Below are 25,077 nucleotides of genomic sequence, written 5' to 3' on the forward strand. Positions count from 1 at the left end.
ATGAACAGCACAGCACTCAAAGCCTTGGACCTCAACATCCAGGAGCTGGAGGCCATGGACGTCCCGGATGACTGGGACGAACGAATCAAGGGCATCACCGCAGGACTGGCCTTGGTGGGAATCGCAGTAGGCATCACCTGATCGCGCCACCCAGCAAGCTCAACGAGCACACGAAGGAGGTGAAAACGAATGCAAAATCAGCTCAACATCTCCATTCAGGAGATCGAGTCCATGGACACCCCGGACTTCAACAACTGGTTCATCGGTGTGACCCAAGGAGTTGCCATCGGCGTGATCGCCGTCAGCATCACCTAACCCCCGGTTCCGTCCACATCCAGAAGAGTTCCGTCCACATCCAGAAGAAAGGAGAAGCCAATGATTGCAAACTCGAACCTCCAGCTGAGCATCGAAGAACTGGAGAACCTCGACACCCCGGACGATACACCGTGGTACATCCGCGTTGGTGACGTCATCATCATCGCCGGCGTCGTCGTCGGCCTCGCCGCTACCTAAGCCAGTGCACGCGGGTGGTGCCAAAATCGCCACCACCCGCGTGATCGCCAGTCCACAACAGCAACTCCCGGAGAGCACGAGCTGATGAACACCGCAACAGATGAGACCGCCGACGCCATTTTGCGGATCCTTGGACACGTCGATCCGCCTGAGGATCTATACAGCGTTTCCGGATCGCGCCTCTATGACCAGATCACCGCCGACGACCTCACCGAGCTTCCTGAGATCCTGGCCGCAGCGCGCAAAACCTCGGGGCCCATCTTGGAACTTGCCTCAGGATCCGGGCGGATCACGCGTCCGCTCCTCGCCCTGGGCCGACCACTGACCGCCGTGGATTCGTCACCGGAAATGCTGGCAATGCTGAAAGAAAAAGCCGACACCAAAGCCTTCAACCCCCGCCGCGTGCAGCTTGAGCTGGTAGAGGGGGACATGTCCCGCTTTGACGTCGACGGCGGTTTCGGTTGCGTGGTTCTGGGTGCCAGTTCCATTACGCTCCTTGATTCGGCGGGCCGCTGGGAATTGTTCCGCAGGGTCCGCGAATGCCTGACACCGGACGGACAGTTCCTGCTGACGGTTCTGAATGCGGACAACCACCAAGCCCCCGTCACCAACCACGGCCGCTGTACAGTCTCGGCACTGGATGAAGACTCGTTTCTGATCACTGCTGAAGGCCGGGACCCCGCCAACGGAGCGCGTCACGTGACCATGATCCACGTCAGCTTCGGCGTAGACGGGACATATAGATCCTCCGCATACGCCAGCGACGTCGCGTTTCTGAGCAACAGCCTCCTTGAGGAGGAGATCGCTGCCGAAGGATTTAGCATCATTGAACGCCGGCCGGTACGGCTAGCGTCGCCAAGCCCTGATCTGCATGACGTGGAGCTGTGGGTTTGCGGGAAATGAGCGTAGATGCCGTAAAAACGCTCAACCCTTCCTTTGGACTGGTGACGGAAGCAACCGTTTACGTACCCAATGAGGTGGGGCTGTGGCGAACCGTGGGGCGATTAGCAAATGGTGCACCGGGTGCTCGGCTCGCTTCTGCCGTAGGGGCCTTCGACGTCACGAAGCGGGCGTCGCTGACAAGAGGGGCGGGCGAAGCCGTTGAACGCTTCGCGCTGGTTCCCGTGGCGGCGGATTCCGAGCATTTGCTTGCTCCGAGAGGCAGCCTCGACACGAAGATCGACTTTGTGGGCACCGGTTTAGGGTGCGCATCCGCCCTCGCTTGCGACTTTCCTTGGTACCGGGCCATTGATCTGCAGACTGGAGACCCCACCCTGGTGCCAGCTCCTGTTGTGGACTACACCCCTGGACTCGGTCATGTGAACCCATGGGATGGATACTTCGATCCCTCACCCAACGGTGCGGCCTCCGGACCCTCGGAGGCCTTCGCCCAGCGCTCCGGATTATCGGAAATAGTTGAACGCGATGCCTTTCTGACTGCGTGGCGCCAGAGGACCCCGCTGGAAAAGTTCGACGCAGAAAGCATGCCTGTTGCCGCGCGTCAGCCACCGGAAACCAGAGGACTTAGTCTGCTTCTTGTAGCTGCCCGGGCGGCCGGCGTGGAGCCCACCCTTGCCTTCATTCCGAGCAATGACAGTCCGCTGTTGACCGCCGTATGCATCATTACGGAGGAGAAGGGGGCAGCCGGCTTCGGTGCCGTGGGACTTAAGGCTGCCTCGGACCCTGTCATGGCCCTCAGTGGAGCGCTTCAGGAGGGGCTGCAAATCCGGGAGCTCTTCCTCGCCCGAGCACAATCTGCCGGGACAGCCACCGATGGTGCGGTTTCCGTCGGTCCACTCACCAGGGTGAGTGACGCCCCGGTGACGGATGACGACTCCCGCGCTGACTTCTGGACAACTCCACCGGCGATTGCTGAGTTGCGGCAGTGGGTTGGAACCTTCACATCGTCCTGCTTTCCCGGCAGCCACTCCGCACCTGACGTGGATGTCCTGGTGCAGCATTTGGCTGGCCGAAACATCAGCTCCCACTGGGTCAACCTCACCCACAGGCTTCCCCGAGCAATCCAAGAATTAGGGTGGGTGGCCGGCAAAGCCATCTGCCCTGGGGCTGTCCCTTTGACCATGGACGAGACCAAAAAGCTGTTCGTCATGCCTGGCTGCCCTTCTACCCCGCACCCGTTGATATGAGCAGGTGGGGGAAGGCGACGCACGCTGAACTCGAGTGGCCGGTGCAGCTTGCCTCGTCTGCGTCCATCGACGTGCCGCTGAAGGAAGGCGGGCCATGGATCGTCGCCATCAATGGTGTGCCGAAAGTGCGCGTCTCATCCGACGTCGCCGATGTTTTGAAAGCAGTGGACGGTGACATGCAACCCGCCCAGATCGCCCAGCTACTGGGACCCGTCTGGACGCCTGCGGACGTAGAAGGGATTGTGCGCCAGTTGGCGCCCACGGGGATATTCGACGACGGCGCGGGGCCGGCTGAGATTCGACGGGTCCAGTTCCGGCCGCCCTTCACCGTGCAATTCACCCTCTTCAATCCGGCACGGCTGTTGGAGACATTCCGCCCGGTAGTCGCAGCCATGATGAGACCCGGTGGTGCGGTCGTAGCCTTATTGCTCCTGCTGAGCGGATTGATCGGCGCGTCTTTTGCCGGGCCCAGCATGTGGCGTGTTCTTTCAACGCCACTTCCTTTGGAGGCCTATCTGTACGTAGTGACAGCGATGTTCGTCTCCACATTGCTGCACGAACTGGGTCACGGCATGGCGCTCACGTACTTTGGCGGCACACCGCGGCGGATCGGGATTATGCTGTTCTACCTCTCGCCTGCCTTCTTCTGCGACGTCACCGATGGGTGGCGCCTGAGTTCCGGAAGGCAGCGGGTGCTCGTAGCCCTTGCCGGTCCTTTGGTGCATGTTGCCCTGGGGAGCATTGCCTTGACGGTTCAGGTATTCCTATCGGACTCGGCAGTGAAGGACGCCGCCGTGCTCTACGGGATGATTTGCTACGCCGTGGCGGTGCTGAATCTCTTTCCCTTCATCAAGTTGGACGGTTACGTGGCGTTGATGTCCGCGGTGGACATTCCCCATCTGCGGAAGAAGTCGATGGATGCGCTGGCCGACGTCGTCAGTTCACGCGTTCTCGGTTCCCGGCGTTCCTCCCTCAAGCAGGGCTTTCTGCCGTGGTTTGGCCTTGCAAGCTTCGTATCAGGAATTGCCTTCATGGTGATCGGCTACCAACGACTCGTGCCGATCTTCCTGCAACTTGGCTACGTGGGGCACCTGGTTGTCTTCGGGGTCCTATGCCTGCTGCTTGTTATGGCTGCCAAGGGTATCTTTCGGTTTTTCCGTGCGGCAGCCCTGACTGGAAGCCCGGAATGGAGGCGGATCCTTGTTGTCGGGTTGGGAGCCCTGGCTGTAGGAGCACTTCTATGGTTCGTTCCCATGAGGTCCGTGACCGTAGCCGGGTACACGTATGCAGACGGCCAATTGCACGTGGTGACTCCGCAGCAAGGTTCCGGCAAGGCGTTCGAACCCGGCGATCGCGTCACTTTGCAATCGCAGGGAATGATCATCCACGAAAAGCTGGGCCAGGCCACCATAGGCGACCCGCCGCCGTCGAACTCCATGGCAGCACTGGACACCTTGGCCCCCATCGTGGTGGCCGGCAACAACCTGCCGGTACTGGCCTATCCAAGCGAGCTGGAATCAGGCGTGAACCTGTCCGCCTCCGGACGTGCAGAAGTGACAAGCCAGCGGGACCTCAGATTGGGGGAGTGGCTGTGGGAGACGGCCATCAATTCGCCCCTATGGCCACGTCAGTCCGGGCAAACCACAGAATCAACGAGGGGGAACCCATGAGAATCCACGCCAGTTTTGAGGCGTTCAGTAAGAAGCGAGGCTCGCGGTTCGCTGTTAAAGACCTGACTTTCGATGTAAAGGCCGGACGTGTGGTTGGCCTGATTGGTCCCAACGGGGCGGGAAAGAGCACCGCGCTCGCAGGGCTAACCGGCCTGGTGGAGGCGACGTCAGGGCGTGCAACCGTATTCGGCCGTGACTACCGGACACTGCCCAGGCCCGCCACCAAAGTTGGCGTGAATCTGGACGGCATGGACGTGGAGCCTGGGCTGACGGGACGCCGGCACCTGCAGATCTGCCGGCTCGCTTCCGGGGCTGAGCCGGGCACCGTAGAGCGCGTCCTTGAGTTGGTGGACCTCGCAGCCGAAGGAAACAAGAAGGTACGGGACTACTCGCTGGGAATGCGGCAACGTCTGGGAATTGCCTCCGCCTTGGTGGGCAGCCCGGAGATGCTGGTCCTTGATGAGCCCGCCAACGGACTGGACCCCGAGGGCATCCAGTGGCTGCGGAGGTTCCTACGGGAATTCGTTGCGTCCGGCGGGAGCGCCCTGGTCTCAAGCCACCAGCTCATGGAGTTGGAACAGGTTGCGGACGAAGTGGTGATTCTCAAGCAAAGGATGCTGTTTCGAGGCACCCTCGAGGAAGCCAAGGCGATCGGCGGAGGCAGCTTGGAATCGGCGTACTTCAAGATTCTGGAGGGCTCCCGGTGAATGGAGCCGCCCTAAGTTCCTTGGCCGGTGGTCTCCGTTCAGAGCTCCTCCGATATGTCAGTGGCTATTCAGTGCTCGGCATCCTGGCATTCACCGCACTGGTCCCTTGGTTTGTTGCAAACTTCCTGGGGTGGCCAAGTACGTCGGAAGGGCTATCGGTGGCGTACAACGTCCAAACATTTTGGGCCCTTTCAGCCAGCGTTGCACCCGTGGCAACGTTTGCAGGAAGCTACGTGGTCACCAGGGAGTCCTATTACGGAACCCTTCGCCGCAGTGTGGTGATGTCAGGGCTGAGTCAGGTGCTGACAGCCAAATACATGGCCGCGGCGTTTGTTGGTCTTGCCACGATCCTCATTGGAATAGTGCTGTGGGGCGTCAGCATGGCGTTTTCGCTGCCCCATGGCGTGCTGGAGCAATTGCTGGCCGCCGAGTCATGGCACCAGATGACGGGAGTAGTGCTTGCCTCAACCATGGGTGCTTTGTGGGGTTGCTCGCTGGGGTGGATCATTCGGCACTACTACGCGACGACGATGCTCACCCTGCTGATCCCCTTGGCCCTTGAGGTGCCCCTTCTGGCAAGCGCACCTGACATAGCTCGATGGCTGCCCTCCGGAGCTTTGGCGGGAATAGCGTCCCTGCCATTGGAGGGTCTTCTGGAGCCATTGCCAGCCTTCCTTGTATCGCTTGGCTGGCTACTCGCGGCAGGTTTATGTGCGGTGCGAATCCTCCGAGGAAGGGAGTTCTAGATGGTGTCCGCCTTTCTCTCGGACCTCAGACGGCCGTGGTTGTGGCTGGGATCAGCCATCTGCGCCCTGCTGGTGCTGGGGCTCGTGGGCATACTCCTTGGCATGGCGAGCCTTGAGCCTCAACCACCACCGGGAATTGACCGCGTTCTCCAGCAAGCAGGCATGTCCCTCATGCTCACGGCGGCCGCGGTGACTGGCTCCTTCTCGTTCACGTCGGACTACCGGGCGGGGTGCTTCACACGCAGAGTACTGCTGTTCCATCGGGGACCGGCGTTCACTGCCCGGGCGGCCAGCACTACTCTGACTGCCCTCCTGGTTGGCGTCATTGTAGGCACCCTATTCGGAGCATCCGGAGAAATCCTGGCCGGGGCCTGGGGATTCAGTTTTCACTCAGTCCTGCAGTTCGCGGGCATGGCCGCCATGGGATCGCTGTGGGGCTTTGCCATCGGCTCCCTTCTACGCAGCCATCTGGTGAGCCTCTTCGTGGTGCCCCTGAGCCTGGTACTTCCGGAAGCCCTGGCCGATTCGTTGGGGCACGCCGAAGAGTTTCTCTTCCCTATGCTGGCCGCTGACTGGGCCGACCACATAGCTGTCCACATACCAATATCCGGTTCTTTTGCCGGAGCCGCGATCTGGCTTGTAGTAGTCACAGCGGTTGCGTTCGGGGTGTTCCTGAAGCGGGATCTGGCCTGACATTTCATCTAGTTCGATTAAGGAATTCTCAATGAACCGCAGTCCGTTGGTTTGGCTCTTTTTGGCCCTGATTCTCGGCGCCTATGCTGTGTCCATTTTCGTTTCCGATTCAGATCAGGCGTGGTGGTCCACTCTGTCCGGAATCATCATTGCGGCGGCATCCTTGATGACGCTGTGGAGGTTCGTCCGGGAGGTCAGGAAGAACCGACAACCCTAAGACGCTCGCCCCATGACTGAGCTAGCCGTTACCTGCCAAGTTTTTTAGTCGGTTTCACCACCATCGCCGAACCTCCGCCACGGCGTTCAGGTTCGGCGGCCGCGGTCAGCGATCCGTCCGGGTTGAACTCAATGGCGGTTGCGGCCCCAATCTCGGCAGCTGAAGTGAAGGCGTCACCAGCGGGAACAAGATCATGCCCCAATTGCTCCAGCGCAGGACCATGGGCCTCAATGAAGGCGGGTTCGGAGCTGACCGTGGCACCGTTCCGCGGAGAAGTACGTGGCGCAGCGAGGGCTTCCGAGACTGTCATCCCGAGGTCGACGCGGTTCAGGATGGTCTGCAGGACCGTGGTGATGATGGTGGATCCGCCGGGGGAGCCCAGTGCCAGGAACGGCTTCTGGTCCTTGAGAATGATCGTCGGCGACATTGAAGAACGCGGCCGCTTGTTCGGTTCTATCCGGTTGGGATCCTTCGGGTCATACACCGTGCTGAAGTCAGTCAGTTCGTTGTTGAGCAGGAAGCCCCGGCCTGGGACAACGATTCCCGAACCGCCGGTCTGCTCGATCGTCAGCGTGTATTCCACCACGTTGCCCCACTTGTCGGCGACCGTGAGGTTCGTGGTGGAAATGTTCTCTGTATCCGAGTCCTTGGCGAGGGGCGCCACGGCAGCCGGGCACGCGCCGTCGTACTCCTTTACATTGCCGGGGGCTACAGGCTTGGGAGCGGCCGCCGTCGGATCAATCTCACAGGAGCGTTCCTTGGCAAAGACGTCGTCCAGCAGCGTGGTGGTGGGGACATTGACGAAAGCAGGATCGCCCACGTAGGCACCACGATCCGCGAAAGCCAGCGAGCTGGCCTCGATGTAGTGGTGGAGGGCATCCACAGGCGTCATGCCCTTGAGGTCGTAGTTTTCCAGGATGTTCAGCGACTCACCCACCGTTGTGCCGCCGCTGCTGGAAGGAGCCATGCCGTAAACCTCGTAGCCGCGGTACTTCACCTCAGTGGGGTCCTGGTCCAGCACCTTGTAATTGGCCAGGTCCTGGGTGGTCATGAAACCGACGGGGACGGGAAGTCCGGTGGTGGCGGTCTTCGGCGGAGTCTGCACGGTTTTGACGATTTCCTCCGCGATCGGGCCGCCATAGAAAGCGTCGGTGCCCTCTTTGGCTATTTGCCGGTAGGTCGCCGCGAGATCGTGGTTCTTGAAGACACTTCCGACGGCGGGCGCGTCACCACCTGGCAGGAACAGGTCCCGTGTGGAGGTGAACGCGTCAAAGCGCAGCTTGTTGTCCAGCGTTTGCTGCCGGAACGTCTCGTCCACAACAAAACCGCGGTTTGCCACCTTGATGGCCGGCTTCAGCGCCTGGCCCAAATCCAACGTTCCCCAGCGCTCCAACGCCCGCTCCCAGGTTGCGGGTGTGCCGGGAACGCCCACGGAAACGCCGCTGGTCACAAGTTCCGGCGTGAAGTTATACGGCTTCTTGGTTGCCGGGTCGATGAAGGCATCGTTCGGCATGCCCACCGGAGCAGTTTCGCGCCCGTCGATGGTCCCCACCTGCTGGGTCTTCGCGTCATAGAACACGAAGTAGCCGCCCCCACCAATGCCTGCGCTGTAGGGCTCGGTAACTCCCAAGGTTGCTGCTGCGGCGACGGCGGCATCGGCAGCGTTGCCACCCTTCCTGAGTACTTCGATGGCGGCTGCGGAAGCTTCAGGATCCACGGTGCTCACGGCGCCGCCGTAGCCGGTGGCCGTGGCTGTCTTGTCTGTTTCGCGGGGGTCGGCGAAGGCCGGACTGGCCATCGCGCCGCTCGTCGCGGTCAGTGCCAAAGCTGCCGTGACCGCAGCCAATTGACGTCGCACATGTGTCATGGTGTCTCCCAGAATTGTTCCAGACGATGATGTGGGTGGACGGTCCGGTCACCCTATCGCGGGGTTTGCAAGGGAACAACGGTTGAAATTCGAGGGGTATTAGGGGTAGGAGCGGTCGAGCACACGCTCAGGCACGGCTTACCCCGGAGCTTCTGCGCGCAGCGATGATTCGGACACCGACTCCCGCCAGCCCGATAGCCAGAGCCAGCAAAATCGTGGGCAAAGCCCCTCCGTCCGGGCCAAGGGCTGCCGTCAAAACTTGCCTGCCCATCAGCAGCATCTCCGGAATATCGCCAGCCAGCACTCGGGTTCCAAGGACGGCTTGGACGGCGGTGAACAGTGCCGGAAGCAGCCACAGGAATACGAGGTTAAGCACCCAAGCAACCGCTCGACGGGCGGGTCGGAGCCCACACCACGCCAGCGCGCAACCCACCAGGACGGCGGGGACCCACCGCGCGATGGTCGGCACGGCAGTGGGTACATTGAGGAACCCCACTACGCTCACTACCCACACCACTGCCCACGACGTGAAGGGAACAGCCATGAGCCCGAATCCGATGGTGGCTTTGACATGGGATGGTGAAGCAATGAGCAGCATGGCAATAAGTGCCGCGATCACGGAACCGATGACGCCCGCCAGGAGACCGCCGAAGTAGAGGCTGGCCAAGGGGCCTGTGGCGAGGCCCTGGTGAAGTACAGAAAATGATTGAAAGGTGGCCGTGAAGTGCACCGCGAAAACACCGGCGGCCGCGCACCACATGACGAGTCGACGGCGGGCGGGTGACCAGATGCGAACTGCGAGCCCGGCCAATGCTCCGCCAACCGTCAGCAGCGCCACAATGGTTGTCGCCTCGTACTGGCTCAGGGGGAGGAGAGCGGGAGGCATCTGAGCTGGCATCACTTGTGTGGCCCACAGGTTTTGGAGTGGCAGTGTGCCGCCCGTGATCCACCATGGCACCAGTCCAAGAATGCCGGCGAGGAGCCCGATCAACCATCCCCACAAGGCGTCCCGGCCGGGTTTTCCTGAAGGGTTCGTGGCCGGGGCGGAAGTCTGGGCAGTTTTCTCGGGGTGGCTCACGAGGCTCCTCGTATGAGTCTGGAAAATGGGTGCCCAAGCCTAAACCAGGCGGGCAGGCACCCATACTACACCGAGTGGATTAATGTATCGGTCCTCAGCTTTGGGGAATCCCCAGCACCGCATCTCCGATCTCCCGCCCAATCACACGCAGCAACTCCGCAGAGAGCCCAGCATCCTTCGAGGAGTCCGTGTCCGTGTAGTCCGTCAGGGCATAAACCGCCGATAGCGACATCTCGGCCCATTGCTCGCGCGCGAGCAGCGAGCGGCCGGCAACGGCGATGATCGGTCGGGTACCGGAACGGCGGGCGACGGCGGCGGGCAGCTTCCCGGCCAGAGTCTGGTCGTCAATGCTGCCTTCAGCCGTGATGACAACGTCGCAAACATCCTTGCGTGCATCGAAGTCCAGGAGATCCAGAAAGTAGTCCGCACCGGAAACCTGCTTCGCTCCCATCAGCAAACAGGCGAAGCCGACGCCACCGGCACTGCCAGCGCCGGGGTGGTGCGCTACATCGGAAGGGCCTTCCGAAAAGAGTCCAGCACCAGTAAGTACAGAAGAGAAGTGCTTCAGCCCGGCGTCGAGCGTTGAAACATCCGACGGCGTGGCCCCCTTTTGGGGGCCGAAGACGGCCGCGGCACCGGTGGGTCCGTGGAGAGGGTTGTGGACATCGCTGGCGAGAATGAGTTCCACGCCGTCCAGTTCCGGGACCAGGGAACCGGTCACTGAGTGAACCTGGGACAGTGAGCGGCCGGTGCCCTCCAGCGAGGCCCCGGAGTGGTCGAGGAAGTTCAGGCCCAAAGCGGTGAGCATGCCCATGCCGCCGTCGGTGCTGGAACTGCCACCCAATGCCAGAACAACCCGGGATGGCCCTAGCGTCAAGGCGAACCGGACGGCCTCGCCGAATCCACGGCTCGAGGCATCCAGTGGCTCAAGGGTGGAGCCGGTCAGGATCGCCAAACCGCAGGTGTTCGCGACCTCAACCACTGCTGTGATGCCGTCGAACGCAATGGACGCGCGGACGGGCTGCCCGGTGGGGCCGGCAACGGTGCAACGGTGCCGGGCGAAACCGGAGGCGACGGCGGCATCAACGCTGCCATCGCCTCCGTCGGCGAGTGGAAGGATCTCGCAGTGCACTGTTCCGGTACCGTCCGATCCAGCCGAGCGGAGCCCGGCGGCAAGTGCATCTGCTACCTCGCCAGCGGTGAGACTGCCTTTGAATTTGTCGGGAGCAATAAGAACGGTGTTGGTCATGTCAGACGGTCTCCGAGTAGGCGGGGCGGCGATCGGATGAGGCAGCCTGCCTGGATAAGCCTTCGCTCACTGTGCTGTCCAAGGAAGACGGGTGCTTGGGGCCGTGGTGCCCGTATTCGATCAGATCATCGTCGATGTCGGTGACTTCGTCCGCGTGGGCGGGGTCTTCTGCGGGCATCGGCTCAACGGCTTCGCCACGGAAGACGCGGCGGGCACGATCGGCGTCCAAGGTGCGGTCCCACCAAGCGATGAAGAGCGTCGCGACGGCGTTGCCAGTGAAGTTCACCAAGGCGCGGCACTCGGACATGAACTTGTCGATGCCGAAGATGAGCATGATGCCGGCTGCGGGGATGGTGCCTAGGGTGGTCAGTGTTGCTGTGAGGGCGATGAACCCTCCACCCGCGACGCCGGCGGCGCCCTTGGACGTCAGCAGCATGACGGCAAGGAGACCCAGTTGCTGGCCGATGGTGAGATCCGTGTTGGTGGCCTGGGCGATGTAGAGGGCGGCGAGGGACAGGTAAATGGCGGCACCGTCCAGGTTGAAGCTGTATCCCGTGGGGACAACCAGACCCACCGTTTCCTTCTTCACCCCGGCGTGCTCCAGTTTGCGCATCAGCCCAGGTAGGGCGGGTTCGGCAGTGGAGGTGCCCAGGATGAGCATGTACTCCTCTTTGAGGTGGCGGATCATGGTGAAGATGTTCAGCTTGAGGAACGCCATGACGGAGCCAAGGACAATCACCACGAACAAGATTGAGGTGACGTAGAACAGGGCGATCAGACCGCCCATGCTTGTCAGCGATGAGACCCCGTACTTGCCCACCGCATAAGCCATGGCACCAAACGCACCCAGCGGTGCGGCCTTCATGATGAAGCCGAGGATCTTGAACATCACGCTGGTCAGCCGCTGGACGCCGTCCAGTACCGGCGCGCCAACTTTGCCCATGGCATTGAGGGCGATGCCGAAAACAACCGCGATGAAAATGATCTGCAGGATGTTTCCTTCAACGAAGGGCGAAACCATGCTCTCCGGAATGATGTGGGTGAGGAACTGCCACCATTCCTGGTGCTGTCCGGCGTCGATCAGCTTGGCGGCAGAGTCCGAGGTCTGGATGGTGCTGGCGTCCGCGTTGACGCCGTCACCGAGACGGAAGATGTTGATGGCCACGAGGCCGAAAACCATGGCGCAAATGGTGCCGATCTGGAAGTAGGTCAAGGCCTTCAGGCCCGTCATCCCCACCTTTTTCAGATCGGCTACGCTGGCGATGCCACCCACGATGGTCAGGAATACGATGGGGCCGATGAGCATCTTCATGGCATCCACGAAAGTGGTGCCGATCGGTTCCATGGCGATGCCGGCCGCTGGAGCCAGCCACCCCACCAGGATGCCGATGACGATTGCGGTCAGTACCCAGAAATACAACTGTTTGTACCAGCGGGTCTTTGTTGGCGCCTTAGTGCGTGAAGCGGCTGCGCCGGCGGTGTTGCTGTGATCCATGATTCCTACCTCGTTGTGGAATGTCTCTGGAGGGAAAACTGAAGGTGACGTTCGACGGCGGCGGGCTGGCCGCCGTCGAACGTTGAGTCTGTGGTCAGACGGTTGCGAGAGTGGTGACGAGTGCCGCGATGATGGCCTCGGTAACGTCCTCGGTGGTGGCGGTGCCGCCGACGTCGCGGGCCAGGTGGCCTGAGCCGGTGGCCGTTTCGATGGCGGCCTCCACACGGCGTGCTTCCTCGTGCAGGCCGAAGTGGTCCAGCATGAGTGCGGCGCTGGCGATGGCACCGATCGGGTTGCTGATGCCCTGGCCTGCGATGTCAGGTGCAGATCCGTGGACCGGTTCGAACATGGACGGGAAACGGCGCTCCGGGTTCAGATTGGCGCTCGCTGCCAGGCCCAGGCTGCCGGCGAGGGCGGAGCCAAGATCTGAGAGGATATCGGCGTTCAGATTGGACGCCACCACAACGGACAGATCCTCGGGCTTGAGGATGAACTTGGCGCTCATGGCGTCAACCAGAACGCTCTCGGTCTGCACGTCCGGGTAATCCAGGGCGACGCGCTGGAAGGTTTCGTCCCAGAGGACCATGCCGTACTGCTGGGCATTGGATTTGGTGACCGAGGAAACCTTCTTCACTGTGCGGGTCCGGGCGAGATCGAAAGCGAATCGCATGATGCGCTCGCAGCCCTTCTCCGTGAAGAGCGCGGTCTGCAGTGCCACCTCGTTGCCCGGGCCGCGACCGCTCAGGTTGCGGCCGCCCAGTCCGGCGTATTCTCCTTCGCTGTTCTCGCGGACAACCACCCAATCGAGCTCGGTGTTGTCTGCTTTGCGGAGCGGGGACTGGACTCCGGGGAGGAACTTGACCGGGCGGATGTTGGCCCACTGGTCAAAGTTCTGGGTGATGTTCAGGCGCAGGCCCCAAAGGCTGATGTGGTCCGGGACGTTCTCCCAGCCAACGGCTCCGAAGTAGATCGCGTCGAACTCCTTCAAGGCTTCCAGGCCCTTGGGGTCCATCATCTGCCCGGTCTTGGCGTAGTACTCCGAGCCCCATGGGAACTCGGTCCAGTCGAAAGCGAACTTGCCGTTGGAGTTCTCAGCCAAGGCTTTCAGAACGCGGCGGCCGGCGGAAACAACTTCCTTGCCCACACCGTCTGCGGGGATCGATGCGATGCTGAATTTCTGGGTGGCGCTCATGCCTACCTCCTCGTTGAGTTTGTTAGCAGTGAGCCTGTTATGCGGGTCACACTGTTCTTCCTCTTCAAGTACACGGCGGAGGGGTAGGTGGCGTCCAAGACTTAGTTTCGATACGCCTGATAGGTACTGCCTATCTGTCTGCCCTGGAACCACGTTCAGTGTGGTGGGCGGCGACCTCCAGGAAGGCCTTCGCGGCCGGCGTGAGGTTTTCCTTTCGGCTGAGTACGGCAACATCGAGGTAATTCACCGGCTCCACCAGCAAAGTTCGAAGCCCGGCTTTATGAGCTGTAGGCGCCCATGACGACGGCATCACTGCATGCCCGACTCCCGCCAGTACCAGCGGCAGGATGGACGTCCGGTGTGCCACTTCCACCACGATCTCCACCTCTACTCCGTGGGCCACGGCGTCGTCCACGAGCCACCGCATCAGGGATCCGCGCTGACTTGCGATGAGTCGGTGTCCGCCCAGTTCTTCGCGCTGGATGGCTGTGCCCGTAGAGGGGAACGTATCTGCGTGCGGGTTGACGATCAGGATCAGCGGTTGCCGCTCGAGCTCCAGGACCTCAACGCCGGGGACCTTGGTCGGTGTGGATGAACCGGCCAGACCTACCTCATGGCTGCCGCTGCGGACTGATTCGATGACTTCCTCCGGAGTGAAAGCGGCGCCGACATTCAGCCGAACAGACGGGTGAAGTTGGGTGAAGGAGGCAATCATTGACGTCAAGGGTTCTATCCCCGGGGAGGGCATGGTGATGATGTCCAGCTTTCCGCTGCGGATCCCGCGCAAGGATTGAACGGCGGACTGCGCAGCGTCCAGGTCCCGCATCACGAGTCGGGCCGGGCCCACCAGTTCCTTGCCAGCTTCGCTCAGGACAGCGCGCCTGCCGATGCGGTGAAAAAGGGGAACGCCGAGCTCCTTCTCAAGGCCCGCTATGGTTTGGGACAGCGATGGCTGGGCGATCAGGAGATGTTCAGCAGCGCGGTTGAAGCCGTCATGGTCAACGACGGCGAGGAAGTATTTGAGCTTGCGCGTGTCCATGGCCTGGGGTCCTTTGGAATGTAGGGCGAGGGCATCGATAGTTTATGCCTATCAAGCCTCCTGGGCGCCGATTGGATCACACCACCAGCCGCAGCGGCCTCTGCCCCAACTGAATCGCAATTTCCTGCCCCCACGACGCCGTGAGCCGGTCATCTTCCATGCCGTCACCGAACACCACCAGCTGATCGGACGCTACGGTGATCCGGAGAACCTCCCCGGCTTCCAGGACGCCTTCCGTCAGCGAAGCGCCGGTGACAGGTGAGGGCCAGGCTTCGCGGACAAACCACGCGAGCCGGGGATCGGTGGGTGCCGGCAAGGCACGCCCGCCGCGTTCGAGGGCTATGGAGGCACACCAGCCGGTGGCGCCGGTGCCCGTGGACACGATCAGACCGGACGATGATTGCTGCTCCGTTTGTCCGCCCGCCTGGGTGAAGCTCGGGGCCGTGATGGAGTATTTCGCCGACTGGTGTGAGGCGTGCCCGATGAAAACTTCGTTGAGCGCCGAAAGCTGCTGACCGTCGTCGAGCGTTGCCGTCACGGTGGTGAGGTTCTGGCAGCGAAGGCGGGCTACATCACCGGAGGAGAGGAGGGCTGCAGCCGCCGCCGGAGTATGACGGACAAGGACGCCCGGGTTAGCGCCGGGCTCGGGATCGATGCCGATCACCGGCTGGCCGTTCAGGTACTTGGCAACGTTCGCCACGAGCCCGTCCTGCCCCACTACGGCGATGATGTCCTCCGCCGTGAGCAGGAAGCGGCTCAAGTCTGTGCGTTCCACCTCGGCCTGCCGCCAATCCGATGGTACGGAAGCCCTGATGGCTGCCAGCGCGTCAGTCAGGCGGTCGTGTCGGTCCTGTACGTCCTGGATGCTGCGGCCACGGGTGCTGAGGAAGAACTCGGCCTGTCCGCGGGTGGCATGCCGGTCCAGGAGTTCCTGAAGTTCGGTACGCCGATGGACGATGACGATGCGCGGGGTTGCCATGACGGGTCCTTACTTGGTGGCTTCTACGGTTGTGGCGGGTTCCTTGAACAGTCCGGCAAGTGCTCCGCTGAGCAGGTCCGGGGTAATGGTGAGGTTGCCGATGTTCGGCAGGCTGCCGGCCGCATCCTTGAGTGCCAACGCGAAGAGCGTGGCCTGTTCCATGCCGCGGTAGACCTCCATGGTTGCTGCTTCGCGGGCCGCTGCTGCTTCGCCGACGAGTCGGATCTGGTTCGCCTCGGCTGCTGCGCCAATACCCTTTCGTTCCGCAGAACCCTGTGCCTCGATGAGTCCCGCGGCGGCCTTCTCTTCGGCAGCGCGCCGGGCGTTGGCACCCTCTTGGGCCACCAGGTTCTCCCGCCGGACGGCGAGTTCGATCTGGCTCGCCATCTCGTTCTCGGAAATAGTGCGTTCGCGTTCGACGGCGACTGCCCGCCTCTCGTACACGGCCCGGTCCGCTTCGGCTTGGAGTTGTTCGCGCACCGGAGTCTGCAGCGCACGTTCGACGTCGGCCTCGGGCCGGATGGCCAGTACCTGCACGCCGAGGATTTCGATGCCGGTGGACTGGAGGCGGGCATCTGCTCGCAGCGCCTCCGTGAGGACCAGCCGGAGTTGGCTGACTCCGCGTGCCAAGGCCTCGGCGAGTGTGGTGGTGGCGATCTGGTCGATCGCGTGGCTCTGGCAGAGCTGGCCGATGATGGTGGACACCTGCTCGCGTCCGGTTGCAGGCGCCTTGCCGGCGGTCTGGAGTCCAAAGTCGAGTCGGGTGGACACGGCCACGGGATCAATGAAGCGGTAGGTCACGTTGGCCTGAACGCTCACGTCCTGGTGGTCGCGGGTGATGGCGTGGAAGAGGGTGGGCAGTTCCTGATCGTCCACGGGGACCTCGCTCAACACGGAGTTCGCGGGGCGGAAGAAGAATGCCTGTCCAACTCCCTGGTGCTTGACTGCGCCTTTCTGCAGGTGGACGACGTAACCGGTGGGGCTGCCGAGGAAGTGGCTGACCCAGGGGTAGCGCTTGATGATGGCCATGATGTTCTCGCTTTCATTTGTTGTCGTCAACTTGACGATAACTCAACAGTAGGGGCACCTCGGCATTATTGTCAACATGACGATAACTACCTAGGATTGATTCATGCCTGCATCCCATCCGGCGCCCGAGCGCTTCCCGGTGACCGTCGACGTCGTCGCCCTCACCGTTCGCGAAGGCGAACTGAACGTCCTGCTCATCACCCGACTCATCGAGCCCTTCCGCGGCAAACTCGCGCTTCCCGGCGGCTTCGTCCTCGCGGGGGAGAACCTCCTCGAGGCGGCGGGCCGGGAACTCGCGGAGGAAACCGGCGTCGAACATCTGCCCGGGCACCTTGAGCAGTTGGGGAGTTATGGCCCGAAGGGGCGCGACCCCCGCGGCGACGTCCTCACTGTGGCGCACCTGCTGCTCGCGCCGGACTTCCCAGTGCTGGCGGCCGGCAGCGACGCCGAACAGGCCGCCTGGTACCCGGTGCGGGAAGTCCTCGATGGGACGCTTGAGCTCGCCTTCGACCATGCCCGCATCCTCGACGACGCCCTGGAACGGGCCAAATCCAAGCTCGAGTACTCACCTTTGGGCGCCGCGTTCTGCGGGGAAGAGTTCACCATTGCCCAACTCCGCACCGTTTACGAAGCCGTGTGGGGTACGCGCCTGGACCCGCGGAACTTCCACCGAAAAGCGACGGGGACGCCCGGTTTCCTGGAAGAAGTCGGACGGATGACAACGGGCGACGCCGGACGGCCGGCCGCGCTGTTCCGGCTCGCCCCCGAGGCGCGTCCGACGCCGGGCCAACCCACGCGCGCGGTCCTGAACCCGCCGTTGATGCGGCCGAGGGACTAAAGCGGCTGACACTGAACTGGGGCAGTCGCGGTAGTGGATTCGCCCAGAGCTCAGGATGTTGAAGAGCCGGCACGATGATGCCACCTGACAGTTTCCCCATGCCGCTTAGGCTACGCCTCACGCCACAGAAGATCTCATATTCGACCAAGCCCCGCTCACTCGCGAACCTCTCTGGTCATCCAGATAAAACGCCCCCAATATTCGGGCTTCGGGTGGCTACCATCGAAATGTCACTGATCAGGGCCAAGCAACCCTGCGGATAATCCACCCTGCCGAGGGCCCGCTAACTCCACTGGCGGAGTCCCTGACAGTTTCGAAGGTCGTATGGGCGTCCCTGACGGATGTTGGCTTAGCAGTACCACGTCATCTCCAGCCGCCATAAGATCCTCGTCGTGGGTAGCAACAACCACCGTGGCACCGCGCCGGGCTTCTTCCTTCAGGAAATTGATCACCAGCTGACGATTCCTGCGATCCAACGACGCCGTTGGTTCATCGGCAAGGACGATGTCAGCCGCACGGAACATTGCCCGCGCTAATCCAACGCGTTGTTTCTCGCCACCGCTCAACCTGGCAGTTTGCTCCTTTTCGCGTCCTGACAGCAAAACGTGCTTGAGAACTTGGCCCAATCGTTCACTCTCGGACGGGCGCAATCCAAAAAGGCCTCGCCGCCCCACTGTCACGTTATAGCCGACACTCGCCTCTTCAATGAGTCCATAGTCTTGAAATACGAAGGCGACATGATTCCTCCAGAAGCGGCGACGTTTGGAGTCATTCCATTTCGTGGCATCCTCGCCGCCCACGACCACATGGCCACTCCCGACCCGGCCCAATAGTCCGAGTACGTTCAACAAAGTCGTCTTGCCGCTGCCGCTGCTGCCGGCAAGAACGAGCATTTTTCCTGGTTTGGCTTCCACGGAAACCGAATTCAAAACGGGCTTTCCATCAATCACAACCGAAACACTGTCTGCGTACAAAAGCATCAGTTCTATCCCCTTCGTGCAAGCGTCGTACGGAAAGTGGTCACTGCGGCCCATTGATGAATGCACCAAGTGCAGGCGAAATAGATCAGGGGTGCCAATCCGGAAACCCAGATGTGTGAAGAATCCAAAGCCACGAACGACAAAGCCATGACGACTCCGAGCAACGTCGCCGCGATTAACTCCCAAAGGAGTCTTGGAAGGAGGATGGTAATCCAGGATTTCCCGGCAGTGCGTTGGACAAACCAGCGGCGCCGCCGTAAAAGCGCGAAGATCCAGGCGGTAATAGCCACGCACATAATCAGTGCCAGCACAGCCAAGGCTATCGCCGAAGCTCCCAGTTGGGCGTTCCTTTGCTTGGATTGCGCGTCGTACAGACCCAAATCGGCTATTCGGTCAGTTGAGAGGATCTCCGCTACCATGTCCCGTTCCTTCACGATCTGAGCAACGCGTTCAGGATCCGTGAACACCACATTGCCGCGGCTCACCGCAGAAGCAAGGAAAGAGCTGTCGAACTGGGCAACGTCTTTCACTACCAGGATAAGCGGATGCTCATTCACATCAAGTGTGCCTGCCATGCTTCCCGACACCACAATGTCCACGTCGCTGGTATTTTCGTAAATTTGTATTTCCGGTCCCTGGCGGTTGCTGGTCCAGAGCTTCAGGGTCGGGACCAACTTGCCCTTGACGGTTTCCGGCAGGTCTCCGAACGACTGCACTTTTGTGACAGGACCCCACGATGCACCACGGGCCCCATTGACAGTGTCAAGGTACCGATGGTCTGTGAGAACAACACTGTCATATCCCATCGCGTTCAGATCCGCGGTAGCCGCCTCATCGACAAGATCGACTGTGCTGGAATCCAAAGACATCGAAAACATGGCAGCGTCGTTCCCCACCATGTCCCTCGTGAGTCCTGCAAATGCTGCCTCTTCGGCCGGGCCAGGCCGCTGCGCGATGCGGAGGGTGACGTCGTCGCCCATGGCACCCCATGTAGCTCCTTGCGAACTAGCCGCTGACGCATTCGCCACAATGCCCCAAACAGTGGGCAAAATCGCAGCCACAATCATCACTGCTGCCACCTTGAGTAGCTCACTGATAACCCAGGAAGCCCGCTCAGACGGTCGACGGGCCGCGATGTCGCGCACAGCGGGGAGAGTGACCATTCCCAGGAGCAGAGCCACAACAATTGTGAACGCCGCCAGAACACCCGTAAACAGCGCCAGGGTGGCGGTGTAGTATCCGAAACGACCAAAGCCTGTCGCCAACACAACGACCACAGCAATCAAATATGTGCCCAATGCCGGTAACGCCAACGCTCCAAATAAGGAGCGTAAGTCTGTGAATACAACATGTGATAGCCGCATGCCGGCCATGACGCGCAGCTCACGGCCACGGGCCCGCAGTACGAACCACGATAATATCGTCGCTCCTAACAACAGAATTGCCGCGGACACTGGTACCCATGCCCCCACAGTCAACAGAGCGTAGGAAAGCAACCCAGCAGATGTCTTCTTGGTGAGTACTGCATCGGCTTTCAGCTCGCCGGTCATCCAGGTCCGGAAGGATGCTGCCTGTGTGTCACTTCCTGAAAGACCGTAGACGCCATTTAGCGACGTAGTACCAAGATTGCTGGATTTGCTCATCGAACCGCTCATGGTTGGTGAGAACCAGTCAATATCTGCGTTCTGGATTTCTTTTGATCCAAAGGAAAATGCAACCCGCTTGTTGAGGAAGTCGTCCGGCGCACTCGCAACTCGTACGATGCCTACTCCTGTGGCATCGGCGAAGGTGTCCAGTTTGCTGACTATTTGGTCTCTGGACAGCGGGCTTCCGTCGAAACGAACTGAAACAACGAAATCAGAATCCGGCAATCCATCAAGGTCTGCTGCAGCTGCATAGACGCCTGCGACTAGGGCAATCAAAGCCGTGATCGCCACAGCAGCAAATCGGACCAAAACCTTCAGCATTATTTCACCCTGTGCCGGGCGCTGCACCGCGTACAGACGCGGTACAGCGCCGGCCCTTCTTCCTCTAGCAGCCGTTGATTCCGTAGTAGGCGCGGTTGTTCTGGAAGCTCGTCGTTGGTTGTGAGTTGTTTGACCAGGATCCCGCAATCGCATTGGGTGATGACGAATAGCCCCAGTCGTTCTGCGTCGATGAGCTGTGGCAGAGATTTTGCTGGAAGTAGTCGGAATACAGGTGCGCGCCGCTGACAACACCGTAATTCCACACTCCCCCCTCGGCCGGATAGAAAGTGGAAGCAAGCGCAATCCCACCTCCCGCCGCTGAAAGGCCAAGCGTCAACAGGCAACCCGCGAGGCTTCGACGAAAATTCATTTTGGTTCCCCTCGTTCTAAATTCCGGATGTCCCAACGCAGCATGAACCCGCGCCGGCGTCCATCCTTAGATACTGGAGAGTCTCATCTCCGCCCTTTCCTCCGGGCTTTCTGCGTCATCCCAATGTCTGAGAACACCGTAAATGCGTATGAATGGGAAAACCAGACCTGCAACAGATTTTTAGCTATTTGATCGGGGCGACCCGCTTTGCGTATATTTTGGCGCAAATGCGTATAAGTGGCACAACAGCTGATTTCATGACGCCTCCTGGAAAATATTTCTCAACATTTCCCAAAGCATTAATGACCCGCGGACTCCGTGTCAATTGGTTGTCCATGCCGGATGCCCTTTCCTGAGCACATGGCCCAGCTGAGAGGGATCCTCCCGTCGACAGTTCGTCCGCCGCTGGACGTTGTGCTGGCCAAAGCAGTGTCTGTGCTTCTTGGGCCCAACGCACTTCCAGGCGGCAGCTGGTACGAACCAATATTCGATGGCTATCGCCGCGTTCTGGTTGTCGATGTACCTGGTGAGTTCTTTGCGCGAACGGGACCAAGGGTCACCGTGTCATCTCAGCGTGTGTTTCCGGAGTGTCTTAGCCGCTGTCCTCGTACGGCCCTTCAACTGTGAAGCTATACGGGCGCTTGGGCCCACGGAAGACCCGGAAGCTCCACGACGGGTCTGCCATGTCGGGGTCTAAGTCAGCGGTCAGACCGCGGCTGTTCGACGCAATTCTGGATCGACAGTACGTTGTTGTCGATCCTCCGCAGAGGCTTGGACCGGCTGATCCGCCCGTAAGCCGATCCTCCACGCGTATCTGCCAATCACTTGCGGGCGTGGGCGAGGATGGAAGCGGCTGTGGACTCGGGGTCTGGCGTTGAGATCAGCCAGGTGCGGCTGGGGGTCTCCAGGACGATGGCCGGACCGCCGACCAGCAGCCCCCACGTTCGCTGGCCCAAGTACCGGACGCCGAAACCTCCGATCATGGAACTGGATGGCGCAGGGGAGGCATCAAGGATGTCCTCCAGCGGGATCGTCTTGGAGTAGAACGGCCGGCATCTGACCGTTAGGTTCTGCTCTGTGGCTTCAACGGTCACCGTGATGTGAAGTACTGAGACTGTCAGGAGGGCAATGACCGCAACCAGCCCTGCGCTGACCAGCAGCACACCGCTGGGAATGGCGGTCACGATGACGAAGACGCAAGCCAGTCCCATGACGCTTGCGATGACCTTCTGCGAGCCGCGGCTGATCCCAGCCTCTGAAATCAGCCTTGAAGCTTTAGCGCCGCCCAAGATCGTGCATTTCACGCAACGAACTCCTTTGCGGACGTTTCGATTGCACGAGCCTGTCGACATACAGAACAGCCGCAACTACAACGAGGCCGATCAACAGGGCATAAATAGCGCCCACTGGCCGCATCAGTGAAGCGTACGTCCCGAATCCGAACACAAAGATCAGCAGACTGCGTCTGCTTTTGGTACTCACGAATTTTCCCCCAAGAACGCCGTAGTTGGCATGGGCCGAGCATACCCGGCAAGCAGCGGGGAGCAAGTCAAGCCAAGTTTAGGGGCGGGGGACGGCCGCTTCTTCGCTGGCGGCCGCGATGACCCGGTTCAGCTGGGCCAGGACGTTGCCGGGCTCGCCGTTGGCGTCCACCTCAACAAAGTTCTCATACTCAGGAAGCGAACGGTAAGCATCCCGGAATGCCCTCAGGTCGGCAACCGTCTCCTGATCCGTGCCACGTGCCATGACCCGAGCGTGGGCAACAGTGGGATCTGTGTCGAAGTGGACGTGCAGGTCGGCTGCGGGTAGCTTCTCCAGCAGCCACGGAAGCAGCTTGCCGCGACCCACACCGTTGGCCTGGCGTAACGCCAGCTGGCAGTGGAGGTGGCGGTCCATCACCACCAGGCCATCAAACTGCCGGGCCCGTGCATGGTTGACCAGAACGTTGAACAATCGAACGCCGGTTTCAACGAAGTCCAATACGCGTGGTGCCACTGTCCATCCAAACCGCTCGGACAACAGCGACATCCTCCGGCGGGCAGCGTGATTACTGAGCAGCAGGGCGCTTCGTCCTTCAGCGCGAGCCGAATCGACCAAGGCGCGGGCCGCCGTCGTTTTTCCTGAGCCGTCAATTCCCGTCAGAACAATGAGCATGAGCCCTCCCTTCGTCTTCTGTACAACTCGTTCCATGTACAACGCGGGGAGGGCGTCACTTGTGCCGCTTGAGGTGCAGATCACATCTCAGCCGGCTTAGCCCACTGGTCGCCAGGTGAATTCAGGCCGCTCGCGGTTCAGGAATGCGCTGATACCAATCCCCATATCCGGACTGTCCGGCATGGCAGCCCAAGCGTCAGCCCATTCCTGATCAGCATCGGATGGTGCTGCGTCTGTGGCGTCCACCAGTCGCTTCATGGAATGCATGGAGAACCGGGAGCGGCTCCGCAGGGTGCTGACAAGTGCCGCGCACTTTTCCTCAAAAGATTCTGAAGGCACGACGTCGGCCACCAGCCCGAGTGCCCGGGCCTCGGTTGCGCTGAACGTCAGTCCGGTGAGGAGGATGTACTTGGCGTTGGCGTGTCCCACAAGCCGGACGAGCCGTTCGATGCCCGGGCGGGGGTAAATGATCCCGATCTTGGCCGGAGTCAGCCCGATTACCGCACGTTCGTTGGCAATGATGAAGTCGCAGGCTGAGGCGATCTGCCAGCCGCCGCCCATGCAGGCACCATCCACCAAAGCGACGGAAGGCTTGGACAGGGAAGCGATGGCAGCATCTGCCCCACTGAGATGATCCACGGAGGTGCCGTCCGGTTGGGAATCCACCAGCACAGAAGAGAGTTCACTGATGGAGGCCCCGGCGCAGAACGTGTCCCCGGCGCCCCTCAGCACTACCAAGGCAACGTCAGGATCAGCGTCCAGACGCGGCATCAGTTCCTGGATCTCCAAGCACATATCCCGGGTCAGGGCGTTTCGCTGTGCCAGGTTGCTGATTTCCACGGTAGCCACACCGTCAGTGATCGAGACGGCCATACGGCCTGCCCTGACGTCAGAAACTGTGGTCATCGCTGTGCTCCAATCTTTGCCGGCCCGCACACAATGCGGCCCTCGCGCTCAAGCCGGGTGACGTCGTCGTGCGTCATTCCAAACTCCATCAGTACATCTGCGGTGTGCTCGCCCAGAAGCGGTGGGGGCGAGAGGATCTCGCTGGCCTCGCCATCCAGGCTGAGGGGGCCGCGGAGCAGCGGGAGCTCGGAGCCGTCCAGGCGCTCGCGGCGTTGCACGAGTCCCAAAGCCGCGACCTGTTCCGAGGCGAGGGCCTGCGTGTAGTCATAAATAGGGCCGCAAGGAATGCCGGCCTGGCTGATCAGCGGAACCCACTCGGCGGCGGATTTGGCCGCCAAGGCATTTTCGACGAGCTCCGACAACTGATCCCTGTTGGCTGACCGGTCCGCCCCGGTGATGAACCGGGGATCTTCCACAGCAGACGGAACACCGAGCAAGCCGCAGAACGCCCGCCATTGTTTGTCGCTGCCCACGGCGATATTGATGGACTCCGTGGCCGTGGCGAACATGCCGTAGGGGGCGATCACAGGGTGGTTGTTGCCCTGCGGCGTGGGTGCTTCGCCGAGGCTAAGAGCCTTCTGCCCCTGGAAAGCGGAGAGATTCAGTGCGGTTTCCAGCAGGGAGGTTGACACCCGGCTGGGGCGCTCGCCGTTCCGGGCTCCGAGGAGTGAAGTTACGATTCCAAACGCGCAGATCATTCCCGAGGTGATGTCCACAATGGGCACCCCCACGCGATAGGCAGAGCCTGGTCCGGGGCCGGTGACGGACATCAGGCCGGACATTCCTTGGATGACCTGGTCCAGCCCGGCGTCGTCTTTGAGGGGGCCGGTGTTTCCGAATCCGGTTACGGAGCCCACTACGAGCCCGGGGTTCAACTCATCAAGCCGGGCAGGAGTGAAGCCCATTTTCTCCAGCGTGCCGGGCTTGAAATTCTCCACCAGAACGTCCGCGTCGGCGATCAATCCCGAGAGGATCTCGCGTCCTTCGTCTGAATAGAAGTCCAAGCACACGGACACTTTGTTGCGGTTGACGGAGTCGAAGTAAAGGCTGTGACCGTCCTGGAACGGGGGCCACTGCCGGGCAGTGTCGCCCCCGTTGACGCTTTCCACCTTGATGATCCTGGCGCCCATATCGGCCAGGAGCGCGGTGCAATAAGGGCCTGCGAGAGCTCGGCTGAGGTCGATGACGGTGATTCCGCGGAGTGGTTTGAGCATGGTGGGCACCTTTCGTGCGTTGAAGAA

Annotated in this window: 26 protein-coding genes; 11 read left to right on the forward strand and 15 right to left on the reverse strand. The window is 61.2% G+C overall.

Annotation, left to right across the window (positions count from 1 at the left end; all coding sequences use genetic code 11):
- From ACIQH5_RS16795 to ACIQH5_RS16840, 10 genes are all read left to right on the forward strand, one after another.
- Complete coding sequence (locus ACIQH5_RS16795) at positions 1-141, forward strand: hypothetical protein (RefSeq protein ID WP_181151850.1); 141 nt, start codon at positions 1-3, stop codon at positions 139-141.
- Positions 142-189: 48 nt separating this feature from the next.
- Positions 190-315 (forward strand): daptide-type RiPP, encoded by a 126-nt coding sequence (locus ACIQH5_RS16800; protein WP_268891908.1) that lies wholly within the window; start codon positions 190-192, stop codon positions 313-315.
- A 60-nt stretch (positions 316-375) separates the two neighbouring features.
- The gene (locus tag ACIQH5_RS16805) at positions 376-513 is read left to right on the forward strand and encodes a daptide-type RiPP (RefSeq protein WP_400405469.1); all 138 of its coding nucleotides are present in this window, start codon (positions 376-378) and stop codon (positions 511-513) included.
- Between the two features lie 84 nt (positions 514-597).
- A complete protein-coding gene (gene mpaM, locus ACIQH5_RS16810) occupies positions 598-1,416 on the forward strand; it encodes a daptide-type RiPP biosynthesis methyltransferase (RefSeq protein ID WP_400405472.1) in 819 nt (272 codons plus the stop codon).
- The gene (locus ACIQH5_RS16815; protein WP_400405474.1) at positions 1,413-2,660 is read left to right on the forward strand and encodes a YcaO-like family protein; all 1,248 of its coding nucleotides are present in this window, start codon (positions 1,413-1,415) and stop codon (positions 2,658-2,660) included. Before mpaM ends, ACIQH5_RS16815 begins: the two co-directional genes overlap by 4 nt.
- Positions 2,657-4,330 (forward strand): daptide biosynthesis intramembrane metalloprotease, encoded by a 1,674-nt coding sequence (gene mpaP, locus ACIQH5_RS16820; RefSeq protein ID WP_400405476.1) that lies wholly within the window; start codon positions 2,657-2,659, stop codon positions 4,328-4,330. The genes ACIQH5_RS16815 and mpaP overlap by 4 nt, the downstream gene beginning before the upstream one ends.
- Positions 4,327-5,037, forward strand: coding sequence for an ABC transporter ATP-binding protein (locus ACIQH5_RS16825; RefSeq protein WP_400405478.1), 711 nt, complete (start codon positions 4,327-4,329; stop codon positions 5,035-5,037). Before mpaP ends, ACIQH5_RS16825 begins: the two co-directional genes overlap by 4 nt.
- Before the next feature lie 209 nt (positions 5,038-5,246).
- A complete protein-coding gene (locus ACIQH5_RS16830) occupies positions 5,247-5,783 on the forward strand; it encodes a hypothetical protein (RefSeq protein WP_400405481.1) in 537 nt (178 codons plus the stop codon).
- The gene (locus tag ACIQH5_RS16835) at positions 5,784-6,476 is read left to right on the forward strand and encodes a hypothetical protein (RefSeq protein ID WP_400405483.1); all 693 of its coding nucleotides are present in this window, start codon (positions 5,784-5,786) and stop codon (positions 6,474-6,476) included.
- A gap of 31 nt (positions 6,477-6,507) precedes the next feature.
- Positions 6,508-6,693, forward strand: coding sequence for a hypothetical protein (locus ACIQH5_RS16840; RefSeq protein ID WP_400405486.1), 186 nt, complete (start codon positions 6,508-6,510; stop codon positions 6,691-6,693).
- Between the two features lie 28 nt (positions 6,694-6,721).
- On the opposite strand, the gene ggt is transcribed toward ACIQH5_RS16840, so the two are convergent.
- From ggt to ACIQH5_RS16880, 8 genes are all read right to left on the reverse strand, one after another.
- Complete coding sequence (ggt, locus tag ACIQH5_RS16845) at positions 6,722-8,560, reverse strand: gamma-glutamyltransferase (RefSeq protein ID WP_400405488.1); 1,839 nt, start codon at positions 8,558-8,560, stop codon at positions 6,722-6,724.
- Positions 8,561-8,687: 127 nt separating this feature from the next.
- The gene (locus ACIQH5_RS16850) at positions 8,688-9,638 is read right to left on the reverse strand and encodes a hypothetical protein (RefSeq protein ID WP_400405491.1); all 951 of its coding nucleotides are present in this window, start codon (positions 9,636-9,638) and stop codon (positions 8,688-8,690) included.
- 94 nt (positions 9,639-9,732) lie between these two features.
- Complete coding sequence (locus ACIQH5_RS16855) at positions 9,733-10,887, reverse strand: glycerate kinase (protein WP_400405494.1); 1,155 nt, start codon at positions 10,885-10,887, stop codon at positions 9,733-9,735.
- Position 10,888: 1 nt separating this feature from the next.
- Positions 10,889-12,382 (reverse strand): C4-dicarboxylate transporter DctA, encoded by a 1,494-nt coding sequence (gene dctA, locus ACIQH5_RS16860; RefSeq protein ID WP_400405496.1) that lies wholly within the window; start codon positions 12,380-12,382, stop codon positions 10,889-10,891.
- A 94-nt stretch (positions 12,383-12,476) separates the two neighbouring features.
- The gene (locus ACIQH5_RS16865; protein ID WP_400405499.1) at positions 12,477-13,574 is read right to left on the reverse strand and encodes a tartrate dehydrogenase; all 1,098 of its coding nucleotides are present in this window, start codon (positions 13,572-13,574) and stop codon (positions 12,477-12,479) included.
- Between the two features lie 130 nt (positions 13,575-13,704).
- On the reverse strand, positions 13,705-14,613 hold the full coding sequence (locus ACIQH5_RS16870) for a LysR family transcriptional regulator (protein ID WP_400405502.1): 909 nt from the start codon (positions 14,611-14,613) through the stop codon (positions 13,705-13,707).
- Between the two features lie 76 nt (positions 14,614-14,689).
- Positions 14,690-15,592, reverse strand: coding sequence for a hypothetical protein (locus tag ACIQH5_RS16875; protein ID WP_400405505.1), 903 nt, complete (start codon positions 15,590-15,592; stop codon positions 14,690-14,692).
- A 9-nt stretch (positions 15,593-15,601) separates the two neighbouring features.
- Positions 15,602-16,621, reverse strand: a complete 1,020-nt coding sequence (locus tag ACIQH5_RS16880; RefSeq protein ID WP_400405507.1) for an SPFH domain-containing protein — start codon at positions 16,619-16,621, stop codon at positions 15,602-15,604.
- Positions 16,622-16,724: 103 nt separating this feature from the next.
- On the opposite strand from ACIQH5_RS16880, the gene ACIQH5_RS16885 reads away from it, so the two are divergent.
- Positions 16,725-17,459 (forward strand): NUDIX hydrolase, encoded by a 735-nt coding sequence (locus ACIQH5_RS16885; protein WP_400405509.1) that lies wholly within the window; start codon positions 16,725-16,727, stop codon positions 17,457-17,459.
- 230 nt (positions 17,460-17,689) lie between these two features.
- On the opposite strand, the gene ACIQH5_RS16890 is transcribed toward ACIQH5_RS16885, so the two are convergent.
- The 7 genes from ACIQH5_RS16890 to ACIQH5_RS16920 all read right to left on the reverse strand — a co-directional run bounded on the left by ACIQH5_RS16890 (position 17,690) and on the right by ACIQH5_RS16920 (position 25,050).
- Entirely contained in the window at positions 17,690-18,439 is a 750-nt protein-coding gene (locus ACIQH5_RS16890) for an ABC transporter ATP-binding protein (protein WP_400405512.1), read from the reverse strand.
- Positions 18,440-18,444: 5 nt separating this feature from the next.
- Positions 18,445-20,406, reverse strand: a complete 1,962-nt coding sequence (locus ACIQH5_RS16895) for a hypothetical protein (protein WP_400405514.1) — start codon at positions 20,404-20,406, stop codon at positions 18,445-18,447.
- Positions 20,407-20,470: 64 nt separating this feature from the next.
- Positions 20,471-20,743 carry a lactococcin 972 family bacteriocin gene (locus tag ACIQH5_RS16900; RefSeq protein WP_400405516.1) on the reverse strand — a complete coding sequence of 91 codons (273 nt, stop codon included), beginning with the start codon at positions 20,741-20,743 and terminating at the stop codon, positions 20,471-20,473.
- A gap of 854 nt (positions 20,744-21,597) precedes the next feature.
- Entirely contained in the window at positions 21,598-22,080 is a 483-nt protein-coding gene (locus ACIQH5_RS16905) for a hypothetical protein (RefSeq protein WP_400405519.1), read from the reverse strand.
- Positions 22,081-22,336: 256 nt separating this feature from the next.
- Positions 22,337-22,930, reverse strand: coding sequence for a dTMP kinase (locus ACIQH5_RS16910; protein WP_400405522.1), 594 nt, complete (start codon positions 22,928-22,930; stop codon positions 22,337-22,339).
- A 96-nt stretch (positions 22,931-23,026) separates the two neighbouring features.
- Positions 23,027-23,836, reverse strand: a complete 810-nt coding sequence (locus ACIQH5_RS16915) for an enoyl-CoA hydratase/isomerase family protein (protein WP_400405525.1) — start codon at positions 23,834-23,836, stop codon at positions 23,027-23,029.
- Positions 23,833-25,050 (reverse strand): CaiB/BaiF CoA transferase family protein, encoded by a 1,218-nt coding sequence (locus ACIQH5_RS16920; protein WP_400405528.1) that lies wholly within the window; start codon positions 25,048-25,050, stop codon positions 23,833-23,835. The genes ACIQH5_RS16915 and ACIQH5_RS16920 overlap by 4 nt, the downstream gene beginning before the upstream one ends.
- Positions 25,051-25,077: the final 27 nt, after the last annotated feature.

The organism is Paenarthrobacter sp. NPDC091711, from assembly GCF_044756605.1.
GTDB lineage: Bacteria > Actinomycetota > Actinomycetes > Actinomycetales > Micrococcaceae > Arthrobacter.

What these genes read in the sequence shown, in the direction of transcription:
- ACIQH5_RS16795 (WP_181151850.1), top strand. Translation starts at nt 1, where the DNA reads ATGAACAGCACAGCACTCAAAGCCTTGGACCTCAACATCCAGGAGCTG.
- ACIQH5_RS16800 (WP_268891908.1), top strand. Translation starts at nt 190, where the DNA reads ATGCAAAATCAGCTCAACATCTCCATTCAGGAGATCGAGTCCATGGAC.
- ACIQH5_RS16805 (WP_400405469.1), top strand. Translation starts at nt 376, where the DNA reads ATGATTGCAAACTCGAACCTCCAGCTGAGCATCGAAGAACTGGAGAAC.
- mpaM (WP_400405472.1), top strand. Translation starts at nt 598, where the DNA reads ATGAACACCGCAACAGATGAGACCGCCGACGCCATTTTGCGGATCCTT.
- ACIQH5_RS16815 (WP_400405474.1), top strand. Translation starts at nt 1,413, where the DNA reads ATGAGCGTAGATGCCGTAAAAACGCTCAACCCTTCCTTTGGACTGGTG.
- mpaP (WP_400405476.1), top strand. Translation starts at nt 2,657, where the DNA reads ATGAGCAGGTGGGGGAAGGCGACGCACGCTGAACTCGAGTGGCCGGTG.
- ACIQH5_RS16825 (WP_400405478.1), top strand. Translation starts at nt 4,327, where the DNA reads ATGAGAATCCACGCCAGTTTTGAGGCGTTCAGTAAGAAGCGAGGCTCG.
- ACIQH5_RS16835 (WP_400405483.1), top strand. Translation starts at nt 5,784, where the DNA reads ATGGTGTCCGCCTTTCTCTCGGACCTCAGACGGCCGTGGTTGTGGCTG.
- ACIQH5_RS16840 (WP_400405486.1), top strand. Translation starts at nt 6,508, where the DNA reads ATGAACCGCAGTCCGTTGGTTTGGCTCTTTTTGGCCCTGATTCTCGGC.
- ggt (WP_400405488.1), bottom strand. Translation starts at nt 8,560, where the DNA reads ATGACACATGTGCGACGTCAATTGGCTGCGGTCACGGCAGCTTTGGCA.
- ACIQH5_RS16855 (WP_400405494.1), bottom strand. Translation starts at nt 10,887, where the DNA reads ATGACCAACACCGTTCTTATTGCTCCCGACAAATTCAAAGGCAGTCTC.
- dctA (WP_400405496.1), bottom strand. Translation starts at nt 12,382, where the DNA reads ATGGATCACAGCAACACCGCCGGCGCAGCCGCTTCACGCACTAAGGCG.
- ACIQH5_RS16865 (WP_400405499.1), bottom strand. Translation starts at nt 13,574, where the DNA reads ATGAGCGCCACCCAGAAATTCAGCATCGCATCGATCCCCGCAGACGGT.
- ACIQH5_RS16870 (WP_400405502.1), bottom strand. Translation starts at nt 14,613, where the DNA reads ATGGACACGCGCAAGCTCAAATACTTCCTCGCCGTCGTTGACCATGAC.
- ACIQH5_RS16875 (WP_400405505.1), bottom strand. Translation starts at nt 15,592, where the DNA reads ATGGCAACCCCGCGCATCGTCATCGTCCATCGGCGTACCGAACTTCAG.
- ACIQH5_RS16880 (WP_400405507.1), bottom strand. Translation starts at nt 16,621, where the DNA reads ATGGCCATCATCAAGCGCTACCCCTGGGTCAGCCACTTCCTCGGCAGC.
- ACIQH5_RS16885 (WP_400405509.1), top strand. Translation starts at nt 16,725, where the DNA reads ATGCCTGCATCCCATCCGGCGCCCGAGCGCTTCCCGGTGACCGTCGAC.
- ACIQH5_RS16890 (WP_400405512.1), bottom strand. Translation starts at nt 18,439, where the DNA reads ATGCTTTTGTACGCAGACAGTGTTTCGGTTGTGATTGATGGAAAGCCC.
- ACIQH5_RS16895 (WP_400405514.1), bottom strand. Translation starts at nt 20,406, where the DNA reads ATGCTGAAGGTTTTGGTCCGATTTGCTGCTGTGGCGATCACGGCTTTG.
- ACIQH5_RS16910 (WP_400405522.1), bottom strand. Translation starts at nt 22,930, where the DNA reads ATGCTCATTGTTCTGACGGGAATTGACGGCTCAGGAAAAACGACGGCG.
- ACIQH5_RS16915 (WP_400405525.1), bottom strand. Translation starts at nt 23,836, where the DNA reads ATGACCACAGTTTCTGACGTCAGGGCAGGCCGTATGGCCGTCTCGATC.
- ACIQH5_RS16920 (WP_400405528.1), bottom strand. Translation starts at nt 25,050, where the DNA reads ATGCTCAAACCACTCCGCGGAATCACCGTCATCGACCTCAGCCGAGCT.